Below are 14,108 nucleotides of genomic sequence, written 5' to 3' on the forward strand. Positions count from 1 at the left end.
CCGTACGGCTGGGGTTCTATGAGCGTCCATGATCTGCTCTGTTGGCTTGGCCACCTATACATTAAGGCCCTTCTATTGCAAAAAGCACTCAGTCAGCTACCGGCGTGCTATGCCCAGCACATGCCGGGGAATACCGGCGAGATCCTCGATGGTGATGATCTCGTCCCAATGCCCGGCTGCCCGCAGCATATCGGCTACCTGCTCCGCCTGCCCCTGGCCGAGCTCGAAGCCGACCAGGCGCGGCGGCGCCGGGAGCAGCGGCAGCTGCTCCATCATGCGGCGGTACGGGTTCAGCCCGTCCCCGCCGCCGTCCAGCGCCGTGCGCGGCTCATGGTCGCGCACCTCGCGCTGCAGCCCGGCGATATCGCCGCCGGGAATGTACGGCGGGTTGGAGACGAGAATATCCGTCTCCATCCCCGCGAACGGCTCGAGCAGATCGCCGAGCCGCAGGTCCAGGGCCGTGCCGTGCCGCTGCGCATTGCGCCCGGCCACGGCCAGCGCGCCGGGCGAGATGTCGCCGGCGCAGACCCGCCACGCCGGCGCTTCGGCCGCCAGCGTGACGGAGATGGCCCCGCTGCCGGCGCCGATATCGACGGCGGTCAGCGGCCTCGCGGCGCGCGGCGCGCCTGCGCCGTTACCGGCGGACGCGGCTTCACCCCGCGCCGGCACCATGCCGTCCGGCCACAGCTGTGCGCCGTACTTTAATATTGCCTCGACGAGCAGCTCCGTCTCGGGGCGCGGGATCAGCACCTCAGGTGTGACCTCGAAGGCGCGGCCGTAGAATTCCTGCTCGCCGGTGATGTATTGCACCGGCTCGCCCGCTGCCCGGCGGGAGACCAGCGCCTCCCAGCGGGACTTAAGGCCAGCCGGGAACGGATCGGCCAGCGCCATATAATAAGCCGCCCCGGACAAGCCCAGCACATGCTCCAGCAGCAGCTGGCTGCTGCGCTGGGGCTCGTTCACCCCATGTGCGGCCAAAAAAGAAGAAGCCTCCGCAAAGGCTTCCCGGATGCTTTGCACGTCAGGCATGACATAAGAGTCGTGTTTCAAAGCATTATTCTCCTTTTTGCATCAATTCCGCTTGCTCCGCAATCGACAGGGCCGAGATGATCTCGGTAATATCACCGTTCATCACCTGGTCCAGACGGTGCAGGGTCAGGCCGATCCGGTGATCCGTTACACGGCTCTGCGGGAAGTTGTAGGTACGGATGCGCTCACTGCGGTCCCCGGTGCCCACCTTGCTCTTCCGCTCCCCGGAATACTTCGCTTCCTCTTCCTGGCGCTTCAGGTCCGAGATGCGGGCACGCAGTACCTGCAGTGCCTTCTCCTTGTTGGAGTTCTGGGACTTGCCGTCCTGGCAGGTCGCGACAATGCCGGTAGGCACGTGGGTTACACGTACAGCCGACTTGGTTGTATTAACGGACTGTCCGCCCGCACCACTGGAGCAGAAGGTATCGACACGGATGTCCTTGTCATGAATCTCGATTTCGAATTCTTCCGCTTCAGGCATAACCGCCACGGTGGAAGTGGACGTATGGATACGTCCGCCGGACTCAGTCGTCGGGATGCGCTGCACGCGGTGCGCGCCGCTCTCGAACTTCATTTTGCTGTATGCGCCGCGGCCGTTAATCATGAAGATAACTTCCTTGAAGCCGCCGAGGTCATTCGTATTCACATCCATCAGCTCGACGCGCCAGCCCTGGGCATCGGCATAACGGGTATACATGCGGTACAGGTCGGAGGCGAACAGAGCCGCTTCATCGCCGCCGGCGGCGCCGCGGATTTCCACGATGACGTTCTTGTCGTCATTAGGGTCCTTCGGCAGAAGCAGCACACGGATCTTCTCCTCCAGCTCAATCTGGCGCGCGGACAGCTCCTCGATCTCCATTTTGACCATTTCTTTCATTTCATCATCAAGCTTCTCGGCCTGCATCATCTTCGCGGCTTCAAGCTCTTCCATTACATTCTTATATTCGCTATACGCCTCGAAGGCGGGCTGCAAGTCGGATTGTTCTTTGGAATAGTCCCTCAGTTTCTTACTGTCGCTTGCAACATCCGGGTCACATAGCAGTTCACTGAGTTTCTCATAGCGGTCCGCCAGGGATTGCAATCGGTCCAACAAGGGAATTCACCTCTCCTGATTCAAATTCTTCAGTAATATTACTTCAAATTGTGGATACAAACGAATTAGATATACGACTTTATATTATACCACCATTGATGCTAATTGGCTACTGTACAACCTGCCGGGACGGGAAAATCACCCGCACGGGTGAGCGGCGCCGGTGCCCATTGTGTTCGCTTTTCCGCACTCATCCGGCCCACGTACCATCCACCAGCCAAATGTATTCGGTTTTCCACATACATCCGGCCCACGTACCGTCCACCAGCTTCACCAAACGCATGAAGGCCACCCAACAAGTATCACCGCTACTCTTGGATGGCCTTTCTAATATTCTCGGAGGGAGAACCTTCTATACGCGCTCTATACGTTGAAGCGGAAGTGCATGACGTCGCCGTCCTGCACCAGGTATTCCTTGCCTTCCAGACGCAGCTGGCCGCGTTCCTTGGCGCCGTTCATCGAGCCTGCCGCTACCAGGTCAGTATACGATACGACCTCGGCCCGGATAAATCCGCGTTCGAAATCAGAGTGGATCACACCTGCTGCTCCTGGTGCCTTGGTGCCCTTGCGGATGGTCCAGGCACGAACCTCCTGCACGCCCGCAGTGAAGTAAGTGTACAATCCCAGCAGCTTGTAGGCAGCCTTGATCAGGCGGTTCAGCCCGGATTCCTGCAGCCCCAGCTCTTCCAGGAACATCTCCTTGTCTTCGCCCTCCAGCTCGGCAATCTCGGCTTCCACCTTCGCGCTGATCGGCACCACCTCCGCATTCTCGGCGGCTGCGAACTCACGGACCTGCTTCACATAAGGGTTCTCTTCAGCGGTCGCTACCTCATCCTCGCCTACATTCGCCGCATACAGCACCGGCTTCAGCGTCAGCAGATGGAGATCGCGCACGATCAGGCGCTCGTCATCGGACAAATCCAGACTGCGTGCAGGCTGGTCCTGATACAGAACTTCCTTCACGCGCTCCAGTACTTCTACTTCCTGGGCGTATTTCTTGTCGCCGCCCTTGATATTTTTGCGGGAACGCTCAATCCGCTTCTCCACGCTCTCCAGATCGGCCAGAATCAGCTCCAGGTTAATCGTCTGGATGTCGCTGATCGGATTCACCTTGCCGTCTACGTGGGTCACGTTCTCATCGACGAAGCAGCGCACTACGTGCACAATGGCATCCACCTCGCGGATATGCGCCAGGAACTTGTTGCCCAGGCCTTCGCCCTTGCTTGCGCCGCGCACGAGTCCGGCAATATCCACGAATTCAAAAGCGGTCGGAACCGTCTTGTTCGGCTGCACCAGCTCCACCAGCTTATCCAGACGCTCGTCCGGCACTTCCACAACGCCCACATTCGGATCGATGGTGCAGAAAGGATAGTTCGCAGACTCCGCACCTGCCTGGGTAATAGCATTAAATAATGTCGATTTACCAACGTTGGGAAGCCCAACGATACCTGCTTTCAAAGCCATTTATATGACAACTCCTATTTTCGGTTGGTTTGATCACCGCATGAAACGCCTGAACTGATCTCAACCATTATATATTAGAACAAAATCTCCAGCAACAGCAGATGTCAAGGGCAGGCGGGCAAACTCTTCTTACCGGGTAAAAAAATATTTACTTGGCGCTGCTCATTATGTTCCGTTTTATCGCGTACATTTGGCCCACACGTCTCATCCTAGCCCATTATGACCGGTTTTCCGATTACATTTCGCCTGCACGGCGCATCCAGTCCATTTGTGGTCGGTTTTCCGATTACAATTCGCCTGCACGGAACTCCCGGTGCAATAGTGATCGGTTTTCCGATTACATTTCGCCTACGCAACCCATCCAATCCAAATATGGTCGGTTTTTCGATTACATTCGGCCTATACGCCCCCGCACATACTCCCGAACATTCCACATTATGCAAAAAGACTCCTTAAGGAGTCTCATCTTCTTCCGATTGCAACGTTTGAATCCCTATGTCAGAGCCGGCGCTTCTTCTCATCTGCGGCTTACAGTGTCTTAGACATCGTAATATCTGTGACCTGGAAGCCCATTTTCTTATACAGACCGAAGGCGCGTTCGTTGTGCCCGAAGACATGCAGGCCGATCTTGGCCACCTTCAGCTTGCGGGCTTCCTCATCGAGCAGGAGCAGCGTCTGCTTGCCGTACCCCCGGCCCTGGAACGGCTCGAAAATATAAATGTCATAGATAAAAGCCTCCCGCACCCCGCGCTTCTCGGTCACATTGATCCAGAGATAACCGGCCTGGGTTCCCGTGGCCTGCTCCACCACAGAATAGAAATAAGCTCCCTCTGTATGAAGCCCTTGCGGCAGGTAGCGGTTCATTTCTTCCCGGGCCTGCGTTAATGCTGTGTCAGCAGCCCAGGTTCCTGCTTTGACCTTCTCTTCTGCGTAGTCGCTTGTAGATTGCTTCAAAAACGACTGAAATGTTGCTTCGTCCATCGGGACCAGTGTAATCATCGCGTATAGCCCTTCCTTCGGTTCATATTGTGTCAGCCGGCCCGGCGTCAGCGCCGGACCAGCCGGGGTGTGCCGCGCAGGGCCGCCAGGTCCGGCGCGCCTATGCCGAACATCACCGTCTGCAGCTCCAGCTCGACCTGCGCCAGCGCCTGGTCCAGCGCCTCCTCCGAGCTGACCGCCGGGCCGAGCAGCCCCCGCCCGAAGCCGGCCAGGTCCGCGCCAAGCGCCAGCGCTTTGGCGGCATCGACGCCATGCTTCAGCCCGCCGCTGCCGATCAGCGGGCCGTCCGCTGATACTGCCCGCACCTCGGCGATGCATTCCGCCGTGGGGATGCCCCAGTCGGCGAAGGCCTCCGCCGCCGCGCGCCGCACAGGGTCGATGCTGCGGAACTTCTCGACCTGGCTCCAGGAGGTGCCGCCTGCACCGGCCACATCGATGAAGGCAACTCCGGCGTCATATAGCCGGGCCGCCGTCTCGCCGTCGATGCCCCAGCCGACCTCCTTGACGCCTACCGGCACTTCAAGGCTGCGGCACAAGGCCGCGATCCGCTTCAGCAGAGAAGCGAAGCCCGTATCGCCCTCCGGCTGGAAGACCTCCTGCAGCCCGTTCAGATGCAGCACGAGCCAGTCAGCACCCGCGATATCGACGGCGCGGCGGCATTCCTCTACCCCGAAGCCCAGGGAGAGCTGGACTGCTCCGACATTGGCGATCACCGGAATCGTGGGCGCGTTGCCGCGCACGTAGAAGGTGGACGCCAGGTCGGCACGCTCTACAGCGGCGCGGACCGAGCCGACGCCAAGCGCCCAGCCCCGCCGCTCGGCGGCTTCGGCCAGCCGGGCGTTTATGCTGCCGGTGGCCTTGCTTCCGCCGGTCATGGAGCTGATCAGCAGCGGAGTCCGCAGCTTGCGGCCCAGAAACTCCGTGCTCAGCGAGATTTGCTCAAAGTCCACCTCGGGCAGGGCATTATGGCGGAACCGGTACTGCTCGAAGCCGGTTGTAATACCGTTGCCGGCAACATCCTCATTCAGGCAGAGCCGGACATGCTCAATCTTCCGTTCGCCGGTTCTGGATTCAGGCAGCAGCGATTGCTGCCCGGCATTGCCCTGACTCTGCTGCCTTGTTGCCGTCCCGCTGCCCGGCTGCTCTGCGGAGCTCTGCGGCACACGGTCCTGCGGCCTGTCATTCATGCGGTCTTCCTCCGTTTCCGTTTGTGCTTCATTATAGCATAACCCCGCCAGGCGTTTGAATGCAGGGCGGGGCCAAAGGTGACACAGGTGGCAAAGGTTACATGCAGCCGACTCAATCATTGGTCGATCACTAATGGCCTCATTGGCCGTTCACTATTGTCCATCACTGGTTGTTCACTGAAGTCCGGCAACCGCTTCGCCCACCAGCCTGCCGGACAAGGACACGACCGGCGTTCCGCCGCCGGGATGGGTGGTCCCGCCCACATACCAGAGCCCCTGCACATCCTTCGAGCGGTTGCCCGGACGCGAGAAGGTCTGGCGGACGGTATTGGAGGAGATCCCGTAGATCGCCCCCTTGTGCGCGAGGGTATCACGGGCAATATCACGCGGTGTATAGCGCTGCAGGACTTCTGCGGAGGACAGCCCGGTAATACCGTGGCTCTCCAGCACCGACAGCACCCGTTCCCCGTAAGCATCCGTCTCGCTGCTCCAGTCACAGGCCGGACTCAGGTAAGGGGCATTCGCCAGAATGAACAGATTGCTTCCGCCCCTAGGTGCCATCCCCGGCTCCGAATATCCTGAGTGGCAGACATAAACTGTTGGCTGCTGCGGAGGACGTCTACGCCCGAAGATGTCCTTGAATTCCTGCTCATAGTTCTCCGGGAAAAACACCGTATGATGCAGCAGCGTATCATACGTGCGCGGCACTCCCGCCAGCGTAACCAGCCCGGACAGGGACGGCTCGTAGGCTTCTATTCTGCGGTCCGTCATCCCCGGACGGTCCGCTTCCGGCAGCAGCATCCGGTTAATGGTCAGCACATCGCCGCCGGCGATCACCGTCCTGGCAGGATAGAAGCCCTGCTCCGTCTCTACCCCTTCCACAGCACCGGAGACGACAGAAATCCCCGTAACCTCTGTTCCTGTAATAATCTGCACGCCCAGATTCCGGGCCAGTGCGGCCAGGCCGCTGACCAGGGAATACGTGCCGCCCTTGACCCCGTATACGCCCTCCTGAAGCTCAAGATGCCCCAGCATCGCGAAGATGGAAGGCGACTGGTACGGGGAAGAACCGACATAGGTGGCATAGCGGCCGAACATGGCCAGCGTATGCGGGTGGCTGAAGTAGCGGAGCAGGAGCTTATGAAGATTGAGCCACGGTCTGACCCGCAGCAGGTCCCGCACCAGTGATGGCGAGGCTTTATCCCTCCAGGAGAGCAGCAGCCGGTTCAGGAACTGCTTCCCGCTCAGCTCATGCAGCCGCGCTGCCTCCGCCAGGAAGTCCGGCAACCGCGCGGCATCTGCCGGGCTGTAAGCTGCGATCTGCTCCTGCATTCTCCCGGTGTCCCGCGAGAAATCGACCACCTTGCCGTCAGCGAACACATTGCGGGTGCGCGGCTCCAGCTCATAGAGCTGGACATAATCCTCCATGCGCGCCCCGGCAAGCTCATACAGCGAGCGGAATACATGAGGCATGGTGATCGTGCTTGGACCACGGTCGAAGGTGTAGCCTCCCGCCTGCACACGCTGCAGCTTGCCGCCGGGCTGCGGCTGCCGCTCCAGCACGGTGACCTCCCAGCCCCGGGCAGCGAGGGTCACCGCGCAGGACAATCCTCCGAATCCGGCTCCTATGATAACAGCCTTCCGTTTCATCCATAACGCCTTCCTTTCCATTCATAACCTCCGCGTGAGCGGCTTCCGCGCCAGGAGGCCACGGCTATCAGGGACAGGCAGAGGATACTGGCCGGGACCAGGAGGCAGAACCAGACCGGCTGCCTCCCGGCGGCATCACTGATCCGTTTGACAGTGATACCGGCTGCCACGGCAACAGCAGGCCATACAGCCGCACCTGGCTGACCGCTCAAGACGAACCAGAGCAAGGCAGCAGCAGGCAAAACATACAGCGACCAGTACATCAGGAGCACCGCCAGCAGCAGCGCCGGGCTGCGGCCGGTACCGGCGTAGATGTTCTTCCGGTAGCCGTTCCACACCTGCCGCGCATTATGGTACATCCGCATGGACACATGCTCCGTAATATCTGCAAGGACAACCGGTTCGCCTGCCCGCTTCATCGCCCGGGCCAGGGCCATGTCGTCCACCAGCTCGCTGCGGATGGCAATGTGTCCCCCGCAGCGGCTGTAGCTGCTCCGGCGAATCAGCAGGAAGCCGCCGTGCGCGGCAACGAATCGCGGATCGCGGGAGCCGCGGACCAGCGGAACCGGCAGGTGGCAGATGATCGTGAAGACCATCAGCGGCACCACCAGCTGCTCCAGCCAGGTCCCGGTCACCTGCCTGGGGAAACCTGTGACCAGCCCGCTGCCCGCAGCTTCGGCGGCAGCGCGCGCCGCCTGGAGCGCCGAAGGCTGCAAGCGGACATCCGCATCCAGGAACAGCAGCCAGTCGCCGCTGGCCGCTTCTGCAAGCTGGGCGCAGGCGTGAGACTTGCCCAGCCAGCCCTCCGGCAGCTCCCGGCCCCTCAGCACACGGACCCGGTCTCCTCCGGCGGCGGCAGCGATGTCCCCAGTTCCGTCCGCCGACGAATCGTCCAGCACCAGAATCTCCACCTCCAGACCATCCGTGGGGCAAGCCAGCACAGAGGAGAGGCAGCCGGCAATATTAGCCGCCTCGTTGCGGGCGGGAATCAGCACCGACAGACGCCGGACCCGGGCAGTCACCGGCCGCCGCACGGCTTCCGCTCCCACAGCTCCAGCCCCTACCCCCAGCCCCGGAAGCTGCGCTTTATTCCATAACGCGAATAGAAGTTGAAGCACCAGAAGACCGGTTATGACCTGGAAGAACACGCTCATCCCCTCCCCCTGCCCGGCCGCAGCAGGTCCAGCCATTCATTCGTCGACCTTCCTCTGCGGAGCAGGGGATGGAACTCCTCCGGCATATAGCCCTTATAGCTTAGAATGTTGCTGCGGTGTGCCTCAAGCTGCCTGTTCAGAACCGATTCCAGGGTTCGTGCAATCTCCGGACGCTCCATCTCTGCCCAAGGCAGGAGCTGCGGCGCTCCGGCCAGCAGCGTGGCTTCCGGCTTCGTATGGCGGAACAGGCCATGGTACAGCGTCACCGGCACTACGGCAGTCTGCGGGCTGAGTCGCAGCACCAGGGCCGCTCCTTCCTTCAGGCTCAGCGGGCGGTGCTCCAGCGGCAGTATTTCGCCCTCGGGATACATCCAGACGCTCTCCCCTGCCTGAAGCAATCCGGCAGTATAGCGCAGCGAAGCGCGCAAGTCTCCGGGATTACCCGGGTTAATCGAGAAGGCTCCGAGCTTCCTGAAAAAGGCATATTTACTTAGCTGCTCCTCTTCCATCATGAAATAATGCCGGTTCCCCGGCAGCTTCCCGGCAGCATGGTAGGCCAGCAGACCGTCCCACCAGGAACTGTGATTCATCAGGTAGAGAATACCTCTGCCTGCGGCGGCGGCAGGCTGCAATTCTCCGCTTAATCCGATGAAATGGAAATGCCTGCGCAGCAGATACAGCGAATTATAGCGGGAGAACAGGCGGTCAAAGCTTGCCGATTTGGCGGCTTCCAGCATAGCGCAGACTCCCTTCAGCCAAGAATACGCCCGCACCGGCGATAATTGTACAGGCGGGCATTCCCTCCTTCAGAGCCATGAGGCCGAACAGGATCAGAATGGCCTGATACAGCCGGGTGCCCCGGCGGGCAGCCAGCCTGGTGACCGGCACGGCCGGAGGCAGCATAGACAGAGCCGCACCGGCAATCAGCCAGCCCCCGAAGTTGCTCCAGGGCACCTGATAGAAGCCCCCGCCGCCTTCCCAGTGCCAGAAGCTCCTGGCATGGGCGACAGGATCAAGCACCAGATCCATCAGCACGGTCCAGAAGCCTACCTGCACCGCCCTCAGCAGCAGCAGCCGGAGGCCGCGCTGCCCGAAGTCATGGCTGATGAGGATGGCATTGCACACGACAGCAATCCAGGCGAAGCCCAGGGTAACCGGAACTCCGTATACCAGCGGCCCCAGAATGGAAGAATACGAATAGTCCCCGAACAACCGGCCGGAATGGACGCCTACCCATTCAACCGCCATACCTCCGAGCCAGATCAGCGTAAAAGCAATCCATAGACGAAGGCTGCGCTTCGACCCGGAATCATTGACTGACCAGTCAGACATGAATGGCTTTTGCTGTCCCCTCACGAATAAGTCCATGGCATAGGCGGCGTAGAATACAAGAAAAAGTCCATTCGAGAATTGCAGGCTGTCCGGAATACCGAGCCAGATCAGCAGCAGCGCGCCAACCGCGTACCAGAACCAGAATAGTGTCCTGACCATCGCTAGACCACCGCACTTCCCGTCCCGGCGTATCGTACCATGGTCCGCTTGAATAACTGAAGCTTCATTTCATCACTGACATAAGACCGCTCGCGGTACACGTCGTAACCGTTAGCTTCCACAGCATCGAGAATGGCAGCATAGAAGGATGCGGCAAGCTCAATCGCAAGTCCGCTCTCCTGCGGGTAGGTATCCACCTGCTCCAGGCCTCTTTGGAACCAGATCAGCGCTTCTGCCTTAAGCTCCTGAAGGACTGCGGTAAACTGCTGGCTCACAATCCCGGACTCCAGCTCCTGCTGGCTGTATCCGTGCTTGTTCATCACCTCAAGGGGTACATATCTTCTTCCCCGGCGCAGGTCCTCTCCCACATCGCGGATGATATTCACAAGCTGCATTCCGATCCCTAAGGAAATTCCCGCTGTCTGTGCCGCTTCGCTCTGATCATCCCGCAGAACAGGCAGCAGCATCTCCCCTACCGTTCCGGCTACCAGATAGCAGTAGCCCTCAAGGTCCTCCATCGTGTCATATTCCGTAACCGTAAGATCTCTGAGCTGGCCCTCCATTTGCAGATGGAAGGGTTCACGCTGCAGCTGTGGGAAGCTGCTGAACAGCCAGCGCAGCGCCGGCCAGATGAAATGCCCTTCGGCCTGCTCCAGATCCGTGAACAGCTCCTTCAGCTCATGAATACTGTACGGCGAATTCCCGGGCTCATCCACGCTATCGTCTATAATCCGGCAAAAGGCATAAATGACATGCACGGCTTCACGCCTGGGACTTGGCAGAACATCGAACGCTTTATGAAACGAAGTGGACCCCTTCTTCATCAGTTCCTCACATTGCTGCAAAATCCGTTCATCCATGTACGCTCATCTCCTTTATCATTTCCTGAACAGCAAGCCTTGCTCCCTGCATTACAATCGGCACACCGCCGCCCGGATGGACGGAAGCGCCTGCGGCATACAGCCCTGCAAGCGGATAGGGCTTCGGCTGGGGCCGGAATACTCCGGATTGGCTCAGCAGCGGCGCAATACCGAAGCTGCCGCCCCCATATAATCCTTCCTTATCGGCATCGGCCGGTGTCCGCAGCCTGCGCCAGATGATATGGTCCGTAAGCCCGGGGAAGCCCCGCTGCTCCGCATCGGCCAGCACCCGGTCAGCCAGTTCCCCGGCTAACGCCTCCCAGTCTCTGTCCGTCCCTGACGGAACGGGAACGAGGAAGTACAGCACGCTCTCTCCCGGAGGTGCCGCGCTGTCGTCCAGCGCTGCCGGATTGAATACATAATACGAAGGATCTGCCGGAATCTGCTCCCGCTCAAACAGCTCATGCAAGCTGCTGTTCAGGCTGTCCGGCAGAAAGAACTGATGGACCAGTGACTCCGGCCACCGCCGGGACACTGCGGCATAGATCAGCAGACAGCCAGACGAGGGCTTGAAGCGCCCGCGCTTCACGGCGGCCTTCGCGGATGGGCCGCTGGCCTGGACCGCTGTTATCCCCACAGCCCGCTCCGGCTTGAATACGCCCGGCGGAAGCAGCTTCTCCACATTCGGGAAATCTCCGTTGTACAGTACCGCATCATACGTGATCTCCTGCCCGTTGACGACCACTCCCCTGCAGCGGTCCCCCTCAATTAGCAGAGACTCCACTTCAGTGCCGGTATGAATCTGTACCCCGCGCTCCTCCAGCTCCCGGGTCATGATCTGCGGCAGAACACCATACCCGCCCTTCAGCATCCAGATCCCGAAGGCTTGCTCGGCGTAGGGAAGCATGGTGTAAATGCCTGGGGTACGGAAGGGTGCCCCTCCAATATACAAGCTCTGAAGGGAGAACGCGTCCCTCAGCTCCTCATGCCGGAAATACTGCCCGATGGCTGAGCGCAGGTTACGGTAAGCACGCAGGCGGACCATCAGCGCGAGATTGGCCGGACTGAAGAATTCCCGCCCTCTCTTGTATCCCCTCTCCAGGAACGAGGTGCGCCCCTTGGGGTACAGCCCTGACATATCGTTCATGAAACGCGTGAAGCCCTGGCCCTCGCCGGGGTAGAGCCGTTCAATCTCTTCAGCCTGCGCCGCAGTATCTGAGTATTTGGTGAGCACGCGCCCGCTTCTGAAGTGCACCCGGTAGAGCGGATCACAGTGCAGCAGCGTAAGGCTCCTGCGCGGCAGGCCGCCTTCTTCCAGAATCCCGAGCAGCATCTCCGGCAGCAGCACGATCGTCGGTCCTTGGTCAATCCGGTAGCCATCCTGTTCTTCAAAAGCTACCCGCCCGCCAACCTTGGCGGCGCGTTCATACACGACCACCTCATGACCCTGCCGGGTCAGCAGCAGCGCTGCCGTCAGCCCGCCGATGCCGCTGCCCACAACCGCGATGCGGCTCATAGTGCAGCCCCCGCGCCCGCGCCAGGAGCGCCGGCCGGTACGGTGACTCTGCCCCGTACCGACTGGTCATGCTGCCGCAGCAGCCGCGCGCTGATTTTGGCTGACTCGAAGATCGTCGGCAGGCCGCTGCCGGGGTGCGTTCCCCCGCCGACCAGCCAGATACCGCGTACCTCCTCGAAGGTGTTATGCGGCCGCAGATACATCATCTGCCCCAGATTATGGGCCAGGTTGAAGGTTGCGCCGTTATAGACATTGAGCCGGCTCTGCCAGTCCTGCGGCGAGAAGAACAGGCGCTCTTCCACCCGTCCGGCAATTCCCCGAAGCTGCGGAATCTGGTCCAGACGTTCCATCATCCAGTCTTCAACCTCCGCACGCTCCCGCTCCCAGTCAATATCTGCCTTCAGATTAGGAACCGGCATCAGCACATAAAGCGAGGATTTGCCCGGCGGCGCCAGCGTCTTGTCGATGACTGAAGGGTTATGAACATAGATCGAAGCATCCTCAGACAGAACTCCCAGCTCCGTAATCTCTCTGACATTGCGCCGGTAATCCTCCGCGAAGTGGACGGAATGATGAGCCAGATCCGCCTCGCCGTCCACGCCCAGATAGAGCATGGCGGTGGAGCAGGAGTATTTTTTGCGGGCAAGCTTACCGGGTGTGTATTTCTTGAGCAGGCCCGGCTCGAACAATTGGGTCATCGCGGAGCCGAAGTCTGCGCCGATCACAACATAATCCGCTGCCACCTGCTCCCCATTCTCCAGCAGCAGCCCTGTGGCGTGTCTGTCCTTAACCAGAATCCGCTGTACTCCGCTTGCGGTGTGCACACGTCCGCCATGCTCCTGAATCACATCAGCCATCGCCTGAAGCACCCGGTTCACCCCGCCGATGGGATGGTACAGGCCGTAGCGGTGCTCCATATAGGACAGAATAGTGAAGGTTCCGGGGCATTCCCAGGGCGACATGCCGAGGTATTTGGCCTGGAATGTGAACGAGAAGCGCAGACGTTCGTCATCGAAATAACGCGACAGCCGGTTATACACAGTATCTGCGGCGTTCAGCTTGGGCAGAGCATGGATAACGTCTCTTTTAACGTAATCGCCAATCGATTGGAACGGACGCTGCAGCAGCGGAATGACCCGCTCCAGCTTGTCGCCCTCTTCAGCCATGAACCGGCGGTAGCCGCTTCCGTTGCCGGGGAACAGCCGTTCAATCTCTTCAGCAGTCTGATCCTGATTGGTCGAAGGGGTAAATACGGTATCTCCGAAATGCAGGGAATACAGCGGATCAAGCGGCTTCAGAGTGACATAATCATGCACCGAACGCCCGGCCAGAGCGAACAGCTCCTCCAGCAGATGCGGCATCATCAGGAAGGTGGCCCCCCGGTCGAAACGGTAGTCCCCCAGCGTAAGCTCTGCCGATCTGCCGCCCACTGCGGCCTGCTGCTCGTATAAATCCACCTCATATCCATCAGCGGCAAGCAGCATGGCTGCGGCCAATCCGCCGGGTCCGGCGCCGATCACTGCAACTTTTGCGGTGTCTGTGGTTCGGGTCAAGCTTGCTTCCTCCTGTCTGCGGGTAGCCTCTTTTATCCTAACATTATACAAAAACTATACAATCCTGATACAAATATCATACATACTTTGCGGGTCTGTGTAAATATCATCC

General features: G+C 59.9%; 12 protein-coding genes. All 12 read right to left on the reverse strand.

The window, feature by feature from the left end; genetic code table 11:
- Positions 1-96: 96 nt before the first annotated feature.
- The 12 genes from prmC to crtI (MHI24_RS14065) all read right to left on the reverse strand — a co-directional run bounded on the left by prmC (position 97) and on the right by crtI (MHI24_RS14065) (position 13,927).
- The gene (prmC, locus tag MHI24_RS14010) at positions 97-1,029 is read right to left on the reverse strand and encodes a peptide chain release factor N(5)-glutamine methyltransferase (protein ID WP_340026689.1); all 933 of its coding nucleotides are present in this window, start codon (positions 1,027-1,029) and stop codon (positions 97-99) included.
- 25 nt (positions 1,030-1,054) lie between these two features.
- Complete coding sequence (gene prfA / locus MHI24_RS14015) at positions 1,055-2,122, reverse strand: peptide chain release factor 1 (protein WP_340026201.1); 1,068 nt, start codon at positions 2,120-2,122, stop codon at positions 1,055-1,057.
- Positions 2,123-2,485: 363 nt separating this feature from the next.
- The gene (gene ychF, locus MHI24_RS14020; RefSeq protein WP_340026202.1) at positions 2,486-3,586 is read right to left on the reverse strand and encodes a redox-regulated ATPase YchF; all 1,101 of its coding nucleotides are present in this window, start codon (positions 3,584-3,586) and stop codon (positions 2,486-2,488) included.
- A 528-nt stretch (positions 3,587-4,114) separates the two neighbouring features.
- Positions 4,115-4,585 carry a GNAT family N-acetyltransferase gene (locus MHI24_RS14025; protein ID WP_340026203.1) on the reverse strand — a complete coding sequence of 157 codons (471 nt, stop codon included), beginning with the start codon at positions 4,583-4,585 and terminating at the stop codon, positions 4,115-4,117.
- A 47-nt stretch (positions 4,586-4,632) separates the two neighbouring features.
- Complete coding sequence (gene fni, locus MHI24_RS14030) at positions 4,633-5,772, reverse strand: type 2 isopentenyl-diphosphate Delta-isomerase (RefSeq protein ID WP_340026204.1); 1,140 nt, start codon at positions 5,770-5,772, stop codon at positions 4,633-4,635.
- Between the two features lie 174 nt (positions 5,773-5,946).
- Complete coding sequence (crtI, locus tag MHI24_RS14035; protein ID WP_340026205.1) at positions 5,947-7,422, reverse strand: phytoene desaturase family protein; 1,476 nt, start codon at positions 7,420-7,422, stop codon at positions 5,947-5,949.
- Complete coding sequence (locus tag MHI24_RS14040) at positions 7,419-8,612, reverse strand: glycosyltransferase family A protein (RefSeq protein WP_340026206.1); 1,194 nt, start codon at positions 8,610-8,612, stop codon at positions 7,419-7,421. The genes crtI (MHI24_RS14035) and MHI24_RS14040 overlap by 4 nt, the downstream gene beginning before the upstream one ends.
- Complete coding sequence (locus tag MHI24_RS14045; RefSeq protein ID WP_340026207.1) at positions 8,573-9,313, reverse strand: lysophospholipid acyltransferase family protein; 741 nt, start codon at positions 9,311-9,313, stop codon at positions 8,573-8,575. Before MHI24_RS14045 ends, MHI24_RS14040 begins: the two co-directional genes overlap by 40 nt.
- A complete protein-coding gene (locus tag MHI24_RS14050) occupies positions 9,282-10,067 on the reverse strand; it encodes a carotenoid biosynthesis protein (protein WP_340026208.1) in 786 nt (261 codons plus the stop codon). The genes MHI24_RS14045 and MHI24_RS14050 overlap by 32 nt, the downstream gene beginning before the upstream one ends.
- Positions 10,068-10,069: 2 nt before the next feature.
- A complete protein-coding gene (locus MHI24_RS14055; RefSeq protein WP_340026209.1) occupies positions 10,070-10,927 on the reverse strand; it encodes a phytoene/squalene synthase family protein in 858 nt (285 codons plus the stop codon).
- The gene (gene crtI, locus MHI24_RS14060) at positions 10,920-12,443 is read right to left on the reverse strand and encodes a phytoene desaturase family protein (protein ID WP_340026210.1); all 1,524 of its coding nucleotides are present in this window, start codon (positions 12,441-12,443) and stop codon (positions 10,920-10,922) included. The genes MHI24_RS14055 and crtI (MHI24_RS14060) overlap by 8 nt, the downstream gene beginning before the upstream one ends.
- Positions 12,440-13,927, reverse strand: coding sequence for a phytoene desaturase family protein (gene crtI, locus MHI24_RS14065; RefSeq protein ID WP_340026690.1), 1,488 nt, complete (start codon positions 13,925-13,927; stop codon positions 12,440-12,442). The genes crtI (MHI24_RS14060) and crtI (MHI24_RS14065) overlap by 4 nt, the downstream gene beginning before the upstream one ends.
- Positions 13,928-14,108: the final 181 nt, after the last annotated feature.

It is taken from the genome of Paenibacillus sp. FSL K6-1096 (genome assembly GCF_037977055.1).
GTDB lineage: Bacteria > Bacillota > Bacilli > Paenibacillales > Paenibacillaceae > Paenibacillus_AQ.

What these genes read in the sequence shown, in the direction of transcription:
- MHI24_RS14050 (WP_340026208.1), bottom strand. Translation starts at nt 10,067, where the DNA reads ATGGTCAGGACACTATTCTGGTTCTGGTACGCGGTTGGCGCGCTGCTG.
- crtI (WP_340026690.1), bottom strand. Translation starts at nt 13,927, where the DNA reads ATGCTGCTTGCCGCTGATGGATATGAGGTGGATTTATACGAGCAGCAG.
- MHI24_RS14045 (WP_340026207.1), bottom strand. Translation starts at nt 9,313, where the DNA reads ATGCTGGAAGCCGCCAAATCGGCAAGCTTTGACCGCCTGTTCTCCCGC.
- MHI24_RS14055 (WP_340026209.1), bottom strand. Translation starts at nt 10,927, where the DNA reads ATGGATGAACGGATTTTGCAGCAATGTGAGGAACTGATGAAGAAGGGG.
- MHI24_RS14040 (WP_340026206.1), bottom strand. Translation starts at nt 8,612, where the DNA reads ATGGCTGGACCTGCTGCGGCCGGGCAGGGGGAGGGGATGAGCGTGTTC.
- crtI (WP_340026210.1), bottom strand. Translation starts at nt 12,443, where the DNA reads ATGAGCCGCATCGCGGTTGTGGGCAGCGGCATCGGCGGGCTGACGGCA.
- MHI24_RS14025 (WP_340026203.1), bottom strand. Translation starts at nt 4,585, where the DNA reads ATGATTACACTGGTCCCGATGGACGAAGCAACATTTCAGTCGTTTTTG.
- prmC (WP_340026689.1), bottom strand. Translation starts at nt 1,029, where the DNA reads ATGCCTGACGTGCAAAGCATCCGGGAAGCCTTTGCGGAGGCTTCTTCT.
- fni (WP_340026204.1), bottom strand. Translation starts at nt 5,772, where the DNA reads ATGAATGACAGGCCGCAGGACCGTGTGCCGCAGAGCTCCGCAGAGCAG.
- crtI (WP_340026205.1), bottom strand. Translation starts at nt 7,422, where the DNA reads ATGAAACGGAAGGCTGTTATCATAGGAGCCGGATTCGGAGGATTGTCC.
- ychF (WP_340026202.1), bottom strand. Translation starts at nt 3,586, where the DNA reads ATGGCTTTGAAAGCAGGTATCGTTGGGCTTCCCAACGTTGGTAAATCG.